Origin of the sequence: Curtobacterium flaccumfaciens, assembly GCF_051548005.1 — a bacterium.
Taxonomy (GTDB): domain Bacteria; phylum Actinomycetota; class Actinomycetes; order Actinomycetales; family Microbacteriaceae; genus Curtobacterium.
The window spans coordinates 24,910-40,608 of sequence record NZ_JBPUGH010000005.1 but is presented as its reverse complement, the minus strand read 5'-3'; the positions used below and the strand labels follow the sequence as shown (position 1 = coordinate 40,608).

At 66.8% G+C, this 15,699-nt stretch carries 5 protein-coding genes; 1 reads left to right on the top strand and 4 read right to left on the bottom strand.

All coding sequences use genetic code 11. The annotated features are described in order from the left end of the window. From ACSW7Y_RS01625 to ACSW7Y_RS01615, 3 genes are read right to left on the bottom strand one after another with little or no spacing between them, the layout of a single operon-like run. A complete protein-coding gene (locus tag ACSW7Y_RS01625) occupies positions 1-6,399 on the bottom strand; it encodes a DEAD/DEAH box helicase (RefSeq protein ID WP_438124607.1) in 6,399 nt (2,132 codons plus the stop codon). After that, complete coding sequence (locus ACSW7Y_RS01620) at positions 6,396-11,036, bottom strand: Eco57I restriction-modification methylase domain-containing protein (protein ID WP_438124606.1); 4,641 nt, start codon at positions 11,034-11,036, stop codon at positions 6,396-6,398. Before ACSW7Y_RS01620 ends, ACSW7Y_RS01625 begins: the two co-directional genes overlap by 4 nt. Positions 11,037-11,039: 3 nt before the next feature. Then, a complete protein-coding gene (locus ACSW7Y_RS01615; RefSeq protein ID WP_438124605.1) occupies positions 11,040-13,997 on the bottom strand; it encodes an SNF2-related protein in 2,958 nt (985 codons plus the stop codon). A 361-nt stretch (positions 13,998-14,358) separates the two neighbouring features. Here ACSW7Y_RS01615 and ACSW7Y_RS01610 point away from each other — a divergent pair, with 361 nt between their 5' ends. Continuing rightward, positions 14,359-15,294 carry a hypothetical protein gene (locus ACSW7Y_RS01610; RefSeq protein WP_438124604.1) on the top strand — a complete coding sequence of 312 codons (936 nt, stop codon included), beginning with the start codon at positions 14,359-14,361 and terminating at the stop codon, positions 15,292-15,294. Here ACSW7Y_RS01610 and ACSW7Y_RS01605 read toward each other — a convergent pair. After that, positions 15,291-15,689, bottom strand: coding sequence for a (deoxy)nucleoside triphosphate pyrophosphohydrolase (locus ACSW7Y_RS01605; RefSeq protein WP_438124603.1), 399 nt, complete (start codon positions 15,687-15,689; stop codon positions 15,291-15,293). The two genes, ACSW7Y_RS01610 and ACSW7Y_RS01605, sit on opposite strands and share 4 nt — an antisense overlap. Between the last annotated feature and the right edge of the window lie 10 nt (positions 15,690-15,699).

Here is a 15,699-nt window from a genome sequence, read left to right as displayed (position 1 = left end):
TCAGGGGTCCTTCCGATGGTGCGGAATTCGCAGGAGTGCAGGATCATCCGAGGGGGACACGATGGTCCAGCCCTCGCCGAGGAGGTCCTCGCGGTCCGCATTGCTCAGCGGCGCGTCGAGCGCGATGCGTTCCCCGGGCCAGGCGACCGGGACGGGGATGCCGCTGGCCGTCTCGTGACCGAGGACGGGCAGGGCGACGCCCACTTCTGCAAGCCGCTGGAGGACCGCTGCCTCGTGCGGTTCGGCCAGCGCGATCAGCTCCTGCCACTCCGTGGTCAGATCCGCGCGGGACTCTTCACGGACTGGCAACGTCGGCTCCACCGCGACGCTGGCGGTGGCACTGGCGGTCGTGATCGTGACCGGCTTCGCCAAGCGTGCCCCGAGCAGGTTCGACAGGCGCAGCCACCGTTGCCAGGCCTCCCGGAACCCTGGTGCGGTGAGCGCTTCCGGCCCGTCGTCGAGCACGAGCGCTGTCTCGGGCGGCGTCGCTCCCGTCACGCCCACTGGACGACGCGCGAGCATCGCGAGGTGCGCGGACCGGAGTGCCCAGGACGTCGGGCCAGCCGTGAGCGGTCCGGCGCTGTCGAGTGCGAGGGCGAGTGCTTGCTCGACGATCGACCGGTCCTCGGCGACCATCTTGCTCCTGGGGATCGCGAGCATCGGGAGCGCATCGGCGAGACGTTCGGTCCGTGCAGCAGCATCCTCGGGGCTCTGGATCCACCCCATGAGCGTTGTGATCGGGTTCTCGTCGAGCATCTTGACGTCCGCTGGGGTCAGCTGGAAGGGCCCGGCGAACTTCAAGGACATCGACGGGTCGTAGACGTCGAGAGCGGGTTCTGCTTCGTCGTCCCGGAGACGGCGCAGGTCGTCCCACGTCAGCGCGATGACGCGGTACCCGAGATCGCGCAGGCCCTGGCGCTTCGTGGCGTCGTCTGCGAGTCGCAGATGCGCCGGCGATGCGTGGTAGGCGAACCCGTCCGTGTAGATCGCGACCGGAGGAACGTGAGCTCCGGATGCCTCGAGCACGAAGTCCGGCCTCGTACCCCCGACGAGTTGCTGTGGCCGCAACGACCATGTCCGGTGCTGCCCAGGCAGCGTGACCTGGATCGTCGACCCCCACTCGCCCGGGATCTCCGTGAGGCTGGCGCCGAGCGCCGTAACACGCTCCTTGAAGATCTTCCGGAACCACTGCTCCAAGTGGGACTCAGGATCCTGGACGCCCGGGTCGACCTCGGTCGTGGACCACTCCGACGCGCTCCCGTCCCGGTACTGCAGCAAGACCTGGAGGTTGTGGAGCGCGCTCGTGCGCGACACACTGCCCACGTCGCCGCCGGGGGCGAAGGGCAGCAGGCACTTGTCACACGCCGCTCGGACTGGGTCCGTTGCGCAGTCGCATCGATCCAGGACGGACATGGCCCGCTCGAACACCTCGCGGATGCGCGCTGGGTCCGCGAGGTCGGCGAGGTAGCCGGTCCCACCCGGCACGGTGTCGTGGATGAGCAGCGCGAGGTTGTTCACGTCCTCACCAGGGACCGGCTCGACGATGGTCGCGAGCTGGAGGTGGTCGGGGTCGCCGCCGATCACCTCGCGCAGACCGAGCTGGATCGCGGCGGACAGGCTCGGCATCGACAGGGCGTCGCCGACGGTCATCGACGGCGGGACGCGGAGCACGATGGCCTGCGTCGTGAGCGTCCGCGTGAGAGCGATCGTGTCCGTGTGCTCAGCGCGGTCCTTCCGGAACCGACACCACGCACGGTGTTCCCATGCATTGTTCGTGTCGCCTTCCCGGTCGAGCTTCCCGCAGCCCTTGCACACGCGGAACAGCGGAGCAGCGTGTTCCGACCCTGCGACGAAGTGACTCGCCCCGAGCCCGGCGCGACCGAGGTTCACCCAGCGCAGCGTCATCGAGCGCGCGAACTTGCACCCGAACCCGACCTCGTCGACGTACCACTGTGCAGACACGTCAGCGTCGTCCAGGTCTGCGGCGAGTTGGACGGTGAAGCGCGTGCGCTCGCGTTCCTCGTTGCCGTCGCTGATGCTCGACTCGTCACGGCGGACCTCGGCCGAGACGTGCTCGATCTCGACGACGCGCAGGCGCTGGTCGACGTCCGCGACGGCGGTGCTCGAACACCGCGGGCAGGTCGTGAGCGCGCCCTCGTCGAGGTCCCGAGCGAAGCCGCACTCGGGGCAGAAGGCCATCGTCCTGACGCGTTCGCCGTCGGTCCCGAGATCAACAGCGTCGATCGTCACGTCGAGGCCCTGCGCGTAGAAGTGCGCGCCCGGTGCGAACTCGCTGATCGCTCGGCTGCGCCCTCGCTCGTAGCTCCGCTGTTCCTCGGCGAATTCGCCGGACTCGGGGTCGATCCAAGTGAGACCGACATCGAGTTGCACGCGGTCGTCGAGCAGCGTGTAGTTGGGGAGCACGCCGTACCGCTCGAGGGCTGCTACCCAAAACTCGGTCCGTCGTTGCCCCGCCTGTTTCCTCGCGAGGCGCAATGATGCTTCAGCCGCCCTTGCGGCAGACACGTCGTCGCTCTCCTGGGTCTGGTCGGCCAGACGCTTGAGTTCGGGCAGCGACTCCTCGATCGTCTTGATCCGGATCCGGATCCGCTCGAGTTCCTGGTTCCAGTGCAGGCTCGCGTCGAGCAGCGTCCGCGCGAGCTGGCTCGATCGCTCAGCTGTAGCCACCGGCTGAGCCCAATCGGCGAGCCCGCCGATCACGTCGTCGTTCAACGATCCGAACGCGCCGGTGAAACGAGCGAGGTGCTCGTCCGCGTGTTCTTCCGCGTGCCTGACGACCAGGTCGAGGAACGATCCCGCAGCGGAATCGCCCAGGACCTTCGGCGCGTACTGGATCTCCGGGATCGCTCCGGCGGCAGCGAGTTGGTCGATGACGAACGCGGTGTACTGCCGTCGCAGGATCTCGACCGCGTTGAGGTAGGTCGCAGGAGGACGGACCGCACCGTTGATCACGGAGGACGGATCACCGATCTTCGGCAGCTGGTCTCCCCGTCCGAGGACGAACGCGAGGATGAGGGCGTTCCCGGTCAGACGTCCGGCCCGTCCGACACGCTGCAGGTACGACGACACCGTCCGGGGGAGTCCTGCCAGGAACACCGTCGACAGGTCACCGATGTCGATGCCCATCTCGAGGGTCGGGGTCGCGACGAGGACGTTCGGCGCGTCCGGCTGCGCGTTGCTGTTCTTGAACTGGGTCTCGTAGTCCAGCCGGAGCTTGTCCTCGAGCAGGCTCGTGTGTTCGCGTGCGACGACACGGCGCATCTTCCCGTTGTCGTACTGGTCACGGTAGAAGTTCTCCGGCTCAGCGTCCTTCCGCAGTAGCGTGCCAGGGCACCGCGCCATGGTGCACGGCCCGCCTGCGAGCTGCTCCGCCGTCGTGCGCGCGGACGGTGTCTCGGTCTCGCACGTGTCGCACACGAGCGTCTGCCCGGTGCCGTCGCTGACGACCGGCGCGATGATGATGCTGCTCGGCGCGATTCCGTAGGCACGCGTGTCGCCACCCGCGATCGGCCTCGACGTCACGATCCCCTCGCGGTCTAGCGTCTCGAAGAGCCGTCGCGCGAGCTTCTCGCCCGCAGACGGCACGACGCCCAGGCAGCGAGCTGTCCAGCGCGCGTACCAGCTCTGCGATGACGTGACCGTGTCGAGCGCCGACTCACGCGCCCCGGTCGTCTTCTTGCCCACCCGAGCGAACGCCGGCGCTTCGCGACCCTGCGGGAAGGCGGGCATGCCCTCGTGCCGCGGCCGGCCGCCCCACACCCAGTGACGGTTGCCGTCGTTCTCGACGTACCTGACCAGCCAGGGGTGGTCGATCGCGCCGCGCTCTCGCAGCCGTTCGAGGGTGCCGCGCACCCAGCGGACGAGCGATGCGGTGTCGAGGAGACCATCACGGGTGTCGTCGAGCGACCAGGCGACTTCGAGACCTTCGACGGCTGCGCGACCCACTGCCTCCAAGCGGCTTGCCGGCCCCGCTTCGACGTGCGCGGCCAGACTGCCGGTCTCCTCGAGCGTGCGTCCGACTCGCGATTCCAGCCCGAACTCGAGCGCGAGGTCGAAGGCGAGTCTGCGCTGCACACGCTTCTTGACGACTGCCGACACGGCCTTGTCCGTGTCCCAGAACCCGCGGAAGCCGTTCCGTTCGGCGAGGTCGGGCGGGAGGAGCCGGTAGCGCTCGCTCGGCGTGTGCGCGGCGGCGATCATCGCCGCGGGGATGTCGTCGAGCGTCGTCTCTTCGATGACCGCCTGTCGGACGGCGTTCCGCAGGTTGAAGACCCGAGCTCGGCTCTGGATGAAGCCGGCACGGTGTGCGGCGTCCTGCACGCTGTCGGTGAAGACCAGAGCCTTCTTCTCGCCGACGTCGAGGTGCCGATCGCCGAACAGTGTCGTCACCACCGTGGAGAGCTGTGTGGCGATGGCCGACCCGAGGAAGCGGATGCCGTTCGTCTTGCCGCAGTTGGGGCAGACGTCGTCGCGGGACTCGTCGTCGGCGTCGTTGCCGGTGAGGGTCAGAACCGGCACCGCGACTCCCTCGTCGTCGGCTTCCGGGGGTTCGCTCGTGATCTGCCGGTCGGCGACGCGGAACCACCACGGACCGGTGGTCAGGCCATCGTCGTCGCTCTCGTCGGTGAGGGCGAGTTCTCCTTCGCGGGGTGCGTGGATGAGTGCTCGGAAGCGACTCTTCGACTGCTTGGTGGCGTGGTTCCGGCGGATGTTCGCATCGGTCTGGGCCAAGTCCCAGCCGGTCGGGGCCAGTTCGACACCCCAGCCACTGCGACCGCAGTGTCGGCAGTAGAGGGCGGGGAATGCGGGCGCGATCTCAGCGCCGGCCGGCCCTACACCGGCATCGGTGCGTAGCTCGCCGTCGTCGGCCCAGCGGAATTCGGGCAGCGCCTGTGCTGCCCGGTCGACACGAGTGAGCGAGCGGACCCAGAGGTGCAGGTCGACCGACACCGACCGGCGTCCGACTTCCTTGCGGAGGTGGCTGAGCGCGGCGAGCACCATCACGATCGCGGTGCGGCGGGCTTCGTCACGGTCCGCTGGCCGTGCACCTGAGACGAGCTCGTCGGGGAACAGCGTCCGCGCGAGGTCGGCCAGCGACGTCGCCTGCTCGCTCGCGATCACGAGCGAGCGGACGAACGGGTGCGCCAACACGAGGGTGAACTCGAGCTCGAGTCGGTCAGCGTCGTCGGTCGCCGAGACAAGCGCTTCGGCGTAGCGCTCCTGCCCGTCCTCGTCCTCCACTGCGACGTAGAGCAGCTCGAGCACCGCCGCGGTGATCGCATCCGGGCTACGCCGATGACCGGAGAGCTGCTCCTGGAGCTGCGCGGCGCGAGCGTCGATCAGCGGAACCGGTGCCAGGTGCAGCTTCTCGACCGCCTCGATGGCCTCACGGGCCCACTCATCGACGGACAGCCGTGTCTCGGTCACGACGCTCGACGCGTCGAACCCGCCGCCGAACACCGTGTTCGCAAACGCGATCATCGCGCTCGGGTCGCTCCCGTCACCGAGCGTCGCCGACGTCGCGACCGGCGTCACGACGCCGAGCGGACGCTGCCGCGCCGCATCGTCGAAGTCATCGTCTGCCCAACGTCCCTTGAGCGCGAGTCCGAGGCGACGCAGCAGCATCGCCACGTCCGTCCCCTGCGCGCCGTCGTACGTGTGGAACTCGTCCAGGACCAGGTACTGGAGGCTCGTGGCGCTCTGGTCCCAGAGGGTCGCGTCCGACGGACGCAACAGCAGCTGATCCAGCATCTTGTAGTTGGTGAGCAGGATGTCCGGCGCTTGCTCCCGCATGGCGGGACGGGAAGTGATCAGCCCGTCCTTCGTCACGGCCGAACGCTGCGGGCCTTCCTCACCGACGTAGAGCGCCGCTCGGATACCGCCGAGGGCGGAGTCGGTCATTATCAGGTCGGTGATGCGCCGAGCCTGGTCGTTCGCGAGCGCGTTCATCGGGTAGAGGATGAGCGCTTTGATGCCCTCGACGCCCTGTCGCTTCGCGCGCAGAACGTGATCGAGGATTGGGTAGAGGAACGCCTCGGTCTTGCCCGACCCGGTTCCGGTCGTGACGAGCGTCGGCTGCGGGCCGTCGTGCTCGGGCGTCTGCAGACTGGAGAGCCGCGCGATCGCCTCTGCCTGGTGCCCGTATGGAGCGTTCGGGGGAGTCCATTCAAGAGCCGCCTCCCACCCCGGATCGGCTGCGCGGAACGGCAGGCGAAGTCGGACGTACGGCCCGCGGAAGATCCCGTCCTCCGGGTCCTGCAGGAACTGCTGCAGCGTCGTCTGCGCCTCGGGCTCGGACAGCGCGAACGTCGTCGTCAAGAAGTCGACGAGCCCCTTCGTGATCTCGCCAGCCTGCACGGAAGGGAGTAGCTCGCTCATGCTTCGTCCTTCAAGAGCTTCTCGAAGTGGGCGTACGCCTGGCGCATGTCGGCCTCGCGATCGAGCGTCCGGAACGGCAGCTCGTACGTGTACGTGTTGCCCGACGTATTCGTCGCGGTGCGTTCTTCCTCGCTAATCGCGTCCTGTTTCTGCCTCCACGCCTTGAGTACTTCGTTCGGCACGAGCCGACCGTTCAGATCTACGCGAGTCGCAAGTTCTTCCTTGCGAAGCACGGGGAAGCTGGTTCGATAGAGAACCAGGAGTTCTTCTACGGTGATGTCAAAGATCAGGGCAGTGATGACGTCCAATTGGATCAGCAGATTGCGGCGGCTTTCATATGATCTGCCGACCCCGGTGATTCGAGCTTGGGTGATACTAGGCGAGCCGCGGAAGTCGGCTTCAACTGCGCATGCATTCCAGAGATCATTGTAAGCGTCGGTGAGTGCATTCAGACGCAAAGCGGTCGCTGCCAAGTTGGGAATTAGCGGGTGGTTACCATTCCAAGGCAATCTATCAATCACATTCTTGCGGATGGTCGACTTCGGGGACATTCTGACCATCGAATCGTAAATCAGCGTCGAAAGTGCTCCCGCAAGGGCAGCGAGATTCAAGGGACTGATACCAGGGCCGCCGATTGAGAGAATGCCATCAACGTGCATTGCGCCCGGTGGCAGCATGGCGGGGATCAGTGTTCTCTGCCCCGCGTTATCGGCCATCACGCGCCAGGAGACCCGATACGACTGGTTCACGTAGTTACCGTCCGACCACCGTCCGTAAGCAGCTCGTGCGTCGTCGGCGCTGCTTCGCAGCTTGAAGGATGTCAGAGGGAGCTCCCTCGAACTCAAGGCTTCGATGTCGTATTCCACCGTGTCTTGGTTGTGGAGCATGGTTCGGCGCGGATGTTTGAAGAAGGGACGCGCAACGTGAAGGAAAGGTCCCTGCACGATTGCTTCCGCCCAGTGGTGAATCGGCCCCCATTCGACGTCGAAGTAGGTGGCCGACCTCGTCTCTCGCGCTTCATCCCAGCCGGAGGAATATTCGCCCGAGAGCGAAGAAATCCTGTCAAAGCTCAGCGCTTTCTGCAAAGCGTCGGAGACCGATTTTGTGGGTAGATACAGCATGCGGGTTTCGTCAATCGGGCCTTGGTCGCCGGAAAGGGTGCGCCATCCGTCTAACACTTCGTCGTCAATCAGCATGATCCGACTGCGGTGCGCTGCCAAATTCCACTTTCCGCTCTCTGTGCGCAGAGTTGGCTCCGGCCCCGAGCCATCATGCATGAAAGACGAAGTGATTGTTGTCGGGTGGTACAGGTTTGATGCATGGTGGAACCTGATGGACATGCTGCGACGGCGATAGACGTGCACCCCGTAGCGCTTACTGTCTTTGATTTCAAAAAGCATCAACCCGTTGACAAACTGCCAATGCCGAGCGATTCTGTGATATGTTTCGGCCCGCAGTGCACCGCCGCGTTCATCCGTGAAATGTGACTCAGGATGGATCAGAGAGCTAATGCCGTCCGGCGTCGCGTTTCGCCAGCAAATCGACATAAAGCAGCGATACAGATCTGGCTGCAGCCCAAGCAATGCTGGGTAATAGGCCGACGATCCGATGAAGCCAGCCGTTGCAGCGAGGTCGCCGACGGCGCTAAGAATTACCTCTCTAGCGAAAGGATGCGCAAGCGTCTGGGTCCTGCGGACCTTTTCTGTCGCCGCGTCTGTCTTGCCGCGAAGTTGCCACCAGGGATCAAACTCTGCGAGGAGCGAATCGGTGTGAGTGCGGGGGCGCACCCACGGCGGGTTGCCCACCTGCAGATCGAACCCGCCGCGCTCGAACACGCTCGCGAAGTCGAGCTCCCAGTGGAAGAAGCCCTGCTGCTCTGCGATCCGCTGCGATGCCGCAAGCCATGGGTGGTCTCGAATGACGTCGACGACGTAGCGCGCGCTCGCGAAGGCGAGGTCGTCGCGCTCTTCGTCGTTGAGCGCCTCCCAGCCGGACTGCGAGGAGCCGAGCGTGACCTGACCTTGGGCGACCGCCTTCGGCTTCGCGACCGTCTGCTCTCCGAGCAGCTCACGAAGCGCCGCGATCCACTCGTCGAGCGTCGGCGGAGTAGCGCCATCGGTGAGCGTGTTCGTGAGCGGCCAGAACCACAACGCGCACCACGCGTCCATCACCCGACGGAGTCGCTGGTACGCGCCGTCCGCGTCGTTGAGCGTCCGTTCGATCTCCTCGCGAGAGACGACGGTCTTCCGCTCGGAGTCCGGTCGGTCGCGGCCCCACAGCGGGATTTCGCGCCGGATCTCCTGCTCGGCGATGGTCAGTCGACGCCGGGCGAGGTCCCACAGTGTTTCGACTCGGTAGGCGAGTGCGATGAGCTGGTCGATCTGCTTCGAGGTCGGCTTCGCCAGGATCCCGCGTCGCCAGGTCTTCAACGCCGCGAGCGCTTCCGGCGCCAGTTCCTTCGCTTCCTTCGCGTCGACCGCGCTGCCCCATCCCTCAGCGGGGAGGAGGAAGTGGTGCACCGCTCCGGCGGTCGACGCACGGAGCTGACCACCACCGAGTTGCGTCTCGTTGAGGAGCGGCACGTCACGCGGTACCTGCTTGAGCCATGCCTTGCTCGAGACCGACGACTTGTCGTAGACGGCGCGGCGGGCGCCGATCAACGAGTTCCCGCGACGCAGATGCAGGCCGAACCATGGAGCCTCGAGCCCCTCCGACATGGTGTCGAGCCACAGCGTGATCTCGGCGAACTCGACGGCGGTCGCATTGAGGTCGACGCCGTACACCTGGTGGAGCGCGATCGCTGCCTTGATCTTCTGCAGCTGGCGTGGTCGATCGTCCGGGTCGACGCGCTCGCCGAGCTCCTTCTCACGTCGTGTCAGGTACTGCTCCGCAAGCTGACGGACGGCTTCGATCGCGAACGCGCCCGAGCCGAGTGCGGGTTCGCAGACCGTCAGCGACAGGATGTCCTCTGCGCTCGTCCGCTGACCGCCCTGGTCGAGCAGCTCCTCGAGCGCCTGGGACACCGTGAACTGCGTCAGCACCTCCGGCGTGTAGTACGACGCGGACTGCTGGCGCTCGCGGCCTGCGAGCCGGTAGACGAAGGAGCCCGCGGGATGGCGTACCCGCTTCGGCTGGCCCGTCGTCGGGTCCTCTCGTGTCACGAAGTGGTGCGGATCGATGCCGCTCTCGCGCCCGACGGGGACGACCCACGATCCCTTCGACGGGTCGCCGTTCGGCGCGACCTCGAACAGGTCCTCCTCGGCGAAGAAGCCCGTGTAGGACATGAGGCCCTCGTAGACCGCACCGAGCTGGTTGATCCCGAGGTCGGCGTAGCTGATGTAACCCCGGTCCCTGCCCTTCGCCTCTTTGCTGAGCAGCAGCCGGCGCAGCACCTGCTGCAGGTTCCGGTCGCTCAGACCGACCTCGCCGATCAGGGCGATCGCTTCCGGCTTGAACAGGTCCGCTCGCAGGCTCTCGAACTGGAGGCCCGGCTCGGCTCCGTCGTCATCCCTCGCCTCAGGCGCGTGGCCGCGGTCCACGAGGCGGAACAGCACGTCGAGGGATTGGTAGAGGTGCGTGGCTCGCTCGCCCTGCGGGCTCTCGATCACGACGAGCGCGAGCTCCCGGAGGCGATCGAGGCTGTAGCCGTTCTCGTACTCCGGCGCGTTGACGGGCAGAACGCCGAGCTGCGGTGAGGCCTCGGCGTAGAGGAGGAACAGGATTCGGTAGAGGAACCGCAGCGACTGCTTCGCCAGTGGCTGGGCCTGGTCCTTCGGCAGGGGCTCGAGTCCCCGCTCCCGGCGGCGCTCCACCACGTCGTTCGCGATGATCTCGATCGATTCGCGGACTCCCTCGCGAAGATCCTCCGAGACACCGACGGTGTGCTTGACCGCGTCCTCGAGCGTCGCGGTCCACCACACGTCACCATCACCGTCCGGGGCGAGTGATGCGGCCTCCACGCAGGTCAAGACACGATCGATCTCGCCACCACGCTTGGCGTCGTTCCGCTCGCACACGAGCTGCAAGTCGAGCGCGAGGTACCGGCCCTCGTACCACCGGTCGCGTTCGGCGATCAGCAGCCACCGGCCGGCGAAGACGAGCGCGAACTTCGCCGTCCCCTCGAACACGACCGACAGTGCGCGGACGACGGATGTCAGCGGCTTCGGGTCATCATCGTTCGGCGTCCAGCTCGACAGCAGCGTGTCGCCGTCCTTGGTGAGCAGGTCCTCGATCTGCGCGACCGGCTTGGCGTCGATCAGTGCCAGCGGCGCTGCGTCCTCCAGCCCGTAGATCGCGACGCGCCGGACCGGACCCGTCTCGCCGAGGTGGAAGACGCCCTGGACGTACCCGAAGACGGACCGCAGCTGCGTCGAAAGCGCGTGGAGGGCCTCCCGTCCGTCAGCCGCGTCGTCGACGCCCTCCGGGTTGACGACCGCGAGCAGCCTCATCAGCTCGGCCCGCTTCGCTGTGAAGCGAGCACGCGTGGACGGGCCGCCCACCGCGTCCTCCGCATCCCAGGCCGCCCGTCGCTCGAGCACTCGGCTCTGGAAGGACTGCGACTTCGCGTCGGTGGTGAGGTAGTGCTCGCTGATCCAGTCTTCGCCGACGACGATCGCTTCCGAGGTGAGGGTTCCCACGGGTCAGTGCTCGCTTCCAGGGTGTTCGGGGGCTGCAGGGCTGTCCGCAGGGACGACGACCAACAGGGGGCGCACGAAGTGCTGGTTCGGTGTCATGCGGTCCACGAGCTTCGATTCGTCGTCGACGCGGTCTCGGTGCTCGCGGAGCCCGCGCAATTGGGCCTGTTCCGCGGCGGCGCCCTGCCAGTCGTCGATCCGTGCGGCCCACTCGTGCACGCGACGGCGGATGTCGTCTGCTGTGGCCTCCATCTGCTGGACCGCCTGGTTGCGGGCGGCCTCGACGGCCACGGGGATGAGGCGCTGCAGCGGTGCGGCGTCGACCGCTCCCGCATTGGTCTTGACTTCGGAGGTGAATCCGACGTGCGTCAGAGCGGAGCGTGCGTCGGCGTGCGGCTGGGTGAAGTGGAACGAGTGCTCCGCGACGTCGGGGAAGTCGACGGTGAGGAACGACCCGGCGACGACCTGGCCGGCGCGGTTCGTCAGGGTGGCGTGGACTACGACGACGGGGTGGTCGACGGCGCCGCGGACGGCGTACACGCGGTTGCGGCCGAGTCGGGAGAGTGCGCTGTCCGCCGCCCAGTCGAGCACCGGGTGCAGCGGGCCGAGGAAGTGCGCGTGCGGCCAGGTCGAGGGGCTCGACTTGTCGTTGACCGCGTTGACGACCTCTGCCTTGCCCTGAATCGGGGTGGTCGCCAGGAGCAGTCGTTCCGTGACGCGCCGGTCGCGGAGGTACGTCTGTGGGAGGACCTCGAGGCGCTGGCGGAGGTCGGCGGTCGGTTCGAGCTGCGCGATCGCGTTGGTGCGCGACCACGCGACGCCACCATGTCGTACGTCGGCGGTCGGGGTGGTGAAGCGTTCGGCCAACGCCGTGTCCAGGAATGAGACGAGGTCCGAGAACAGGCCGGTCCCGATGTCCGCCTTGTCGTGCTGCCCCGGGTGCGCCGACTCGTGCTCGGCTGCGAGCACGGTGTCCTGGTTGCTCTCGCCGGCTTGTTCGGCCGCGAGCTCGGCCATCAGCCGGGTGATGTCGTCGCCTTCCTCGAGCGTTGCCTCGACGGTGGGGACCGCGTCGTCGAAGCTGCGCTTGCCGAGGAGCACGTCGCGGATCGCTGACTCCTCTGCGGCCGCGCTGTACTCACCCATGAGTGACGCGACGTCGCCGAGTGCGGTGTGTGCCTCGGTCTCGCGTTCGAGGAGCTTCGTGAGCACGCGGACGTCGCCGGAGAACTCGTCGTCGTCGACATCGAGCAGCAGGGTCGTGATCCGGGGCGCGTGCCTCTGGCCGTACCGGTCGATCCGGCCGTTCCGCTGCTCGATGCGGATGAGGCTCCACGGGATGTCGAAGTGCACGAGTTCGTGGCACTGGGAATGGAGGTTCACCCCCTCGCTCGCGACGTCGCCGGTGACCAACACGCGGATAGGGGAGGCGGACTGCTTGAAGCTGTCCACGAGCTCCTGCTGCTCCTGATCGGTCAGCCCGCCGTGCATCACGCGGATCTGCTTGTCCGACAGCTTGAGGTCCTTCGCGAGTTTCTGCCGGAGCCAGTGGAGGGTCGCGACGCGCTCGGAGAACACCACGAGGCGTTCTTCCGACTTCGGGCCGACGCCGATGTCCTTGGCGTGCTGGAGTAGGGCGTCGTACTTCCCGGAGCCCGAGTTCAGCGCGGTGACGGTGAGCTGTTCGAGTCGCTCGAGCGCATCGATCTCTCGCCGGACGTCGCTGTCGGCATCGCCCTTGCGGAGCCGCTTCAGACGCTCGCGTACCGATTCGTCGAGGGCGCTCGGCGACGACAGGAACGCCTTCGCGAGGGTCCACGGGAACAGCGATGCGTTCTCGCCGGAGTACGGGGACGGTCCGTCCTGTGGGTGCAGCCAAACCGTGGAGAGCTCCGTGGCGATCGCTGCTTCTGCCGGGGACGGCGGCACCAGGACGTTGTTCGGCTCCTGACGTTCCGCCCAGTCGGCGCCTACCTCCATCGCGACGGCCGGACTGTGGCGGTGCCGGCGGATGATGAGCCGCTTCACCTCGTCCTCGATCAGATCACCTTCGGGGGTGACCGCGGTCGGGTCGAGCAGGCGGACGAGCCGCGCGAAGGAGTCCTTCTTGCCGTTGTGGGGTGTCGCGGACGCGAGGATGAGCGCGTCCGTTTGCGGGGCCAGGCGCGACGCGAGCTCGCCGTTCAACGTCGTGTTGTTCATGACGTTGTGCGCTTCGTCGATGACGACGGCGTCCCAGCGCTGCTTCTCGAGGTGGCTGCGGTACTGGCTCTGCTTCAGCGTGTCGACCGAGATGATCGCTCGCTTGTACATGCTGAAGGGGTTGCGGGTGGCCGGGAGCTTCTGGCGCACGCGCTGGATGCCGAGGGAGTCGAGCCGGACGAACGGGAGCGCGAACTTCGTCCACATCTCCTGCTGCATCTGCTCGAGCACGTGCTTCGGCGTCACGATGAGGATGCGCTCGCCGCGGCCACGACGGACGAGCTCGGAGAGGATCATCCCGATCTCGATGGTCTTGCCGAGACCGACGGCGTCCGCGATCAGGATGCGGGGACGGAGGTTGTCGCGGTCGAGTGCCTTGCGGACCGCTGCGCGCTGGTAGTCGAGCGGGTCGGCGAGCATCTGCGTGCTCACCGTCAGGGCGTCCTCGTGCAGCGGCACCGGAGTCTTGCGGAGAGTCGCTTCGAGCCAGAGCTTCGCGCGGCGGTAGCCGGACGAGTCGTCTGCTTCGACCTTCGCCTGGGCGGGATCGAGCGGTTCGATGTCGTCGAGGTCGCTGTAGAACGTCGCGGTGGTGTCGCGCACGAGCTCCGACAGGCCCTGCGCTGTGACGAGGAGGCCGGAGCCGGTCGGTGCCGTTGAGAGAACGAGCCACTCGGCGTCGCGGACGAGCACCACGCTGCCTGGGGCGACGTTCGGCCATGCTCGGTCGGTGGTTGTCGAATCGACGTCGATCAACGACACGTGTTGCGCCCTCTCGCCCCTGTACAGCCCGTCGGTTCGGCTGCACCATCTCTCACCTTAAAGGCCCGAGCGGTCGGAAGCTGTCGCCGTCTCGCCCCTGAGCCTGACCTCGGGCGCTGGTCGACGCCGAGTACACGACGGCGGCGGTGCCCTTGCACAACAGCCGCAGCGGACGTGTCGACGATCGTCACGATTGCGATTCCCGAGGCGAGTGTTGATCACGCCGGAGCTGACTCGAAGCTTCCGGTACTGAACCATTCTCTCTGCGGAACCGAAGAGGGAGCACCCGTTCTGGGGGCGGTACCGAGCTCGATCAGTTCGACGGTCGTCGCCTAGCGTTCCCATAACGAGGGGAATGGAAATGGTCTGGGACATCCCGATCGGCACGAGCATCGCCCGGCGCGAGCTGCACGACCGCTTCGGCGGGAGCTGGCAAGGCGGAATAACCCGAGCCACGCAGACAGATGAGATGTTCGTCTTCACGAACGTTGGTGGCGGCGAGCACGGGTACAGCTTGCACGAGGGCCTCAACGGCGACGGCGTGTTCCGGTACAGCGGCCAGGGGCAGACAGGCGACCAGACGTTGACGGCCAACAACAAGGCGCTCGCCGAGTCCGAAGAAATTGGCCGCGCCATCCGCGTGTTCCGTGGTCAGGGCACCGTCACCTACGTCGGGAGCTTCGCGCTCGATCAGCAGCCGTACACCTGGGAACGCTTCCCCGAGAGAGGCACGACTCGTGATCGAGACGGACTGGTCTTCAACCTCGTGGCAGTGGACGCGGACACCTCGCTCTTGCCCTCCCTCGTCGACGAGAAGGGTGCCTCGTCGAGCACAGGCTCCGCGACCGTCGTGCCTCCGGCCACGACGCCCTGGCATCCCCTCGACTTCCGCGAGTACCAGGTCCGCCGAGTCGAAGAAGGTGAGTCGGTTCGGTCCGTCTCCCGTCGCGAGTTCGAGCTGCAGACGCGCTTCGGCGAATGGCTCCGTGCTCGGGGTGAGGACGTCCAGGTGCTGCGGCTCACGGAGGACGGGGTCACGATCGTGCCCGACCTGTACGTGCCGACGATCGGCCACGTCGTCGAAGCGAAGAAGTCGACCGCACGGGCCTACGTCCGGACCGCGATCGGGCAGGCGCTCGACTACGCGGCGGTCGCACGGCGTCGCGGCTTGACGGTGACACCCGCGGTGCTCCTGCCTTCCAGGCCGGACGGGTCGATGGAGGCGTTGTGCATCTCCGTCGGGATCACGGTGTGGTGGCCGACTGATGACCACGAATTCGTCAGCGTCAGCGCTTAGATTGCGCGCTTCAGGGCACGTACCGTCGGCGCGTCCGGCTCGGCCCACTCGACCGTGTCGAGCTCGGCCAGCGAAAGCCAGCGCAGCTCGTCGTGGTCGTAGCTGGAGATCGGCGCGTCCGACGACCAGATGATCCGGTACGTCGCGAGATCGATGCCGGTCCCTTCGACCGCCGTGAGCGACCGGTCGATCCGCTCTCCGACGGTCACGTCGATCGCCAGCTCTTCCCACAGTTCACGCGCGAGCGCTGTCTCGGGAAGTTCGCCCGGTTCCACCTTGCCGCCGGGGAACTCCCACAAGCCTCCTGCCGATTGACCTGGGGCTCGTCGGCAGGCCAACACAGCGCCGTCGGCACGGGTGAGTACGCCCCCGACGACCTCGATCACGAAGTCCATGGTCCTTCAC

Bases quoted from the DNA above. Each gene is read 5' to 3' on its own strand.
- ACSW7Y_RS01605 (WP_438124603.1), bottom strand. From the start codon at position 15,689: ATGGACTTCGTGATCGAGGTCGTCGGGGGCGTACTCACCCGTGCCGAC.
- ACSW7Y_RS01610 (WP_438124604.1), top strand. From the start codon at position 14,359: ATGGTCTGGGACATCCCGATCGGCACGAGCATCGCCCGGCGCGAGCTG.
- ACSW7Y_RS01625 (WP_438124607.1), bottom strand. From the start codon at position 6,399: ATGAGCGAGCTACTCCCTTCCGTGCAGGCTGGCGAGATCACGAAGGGG.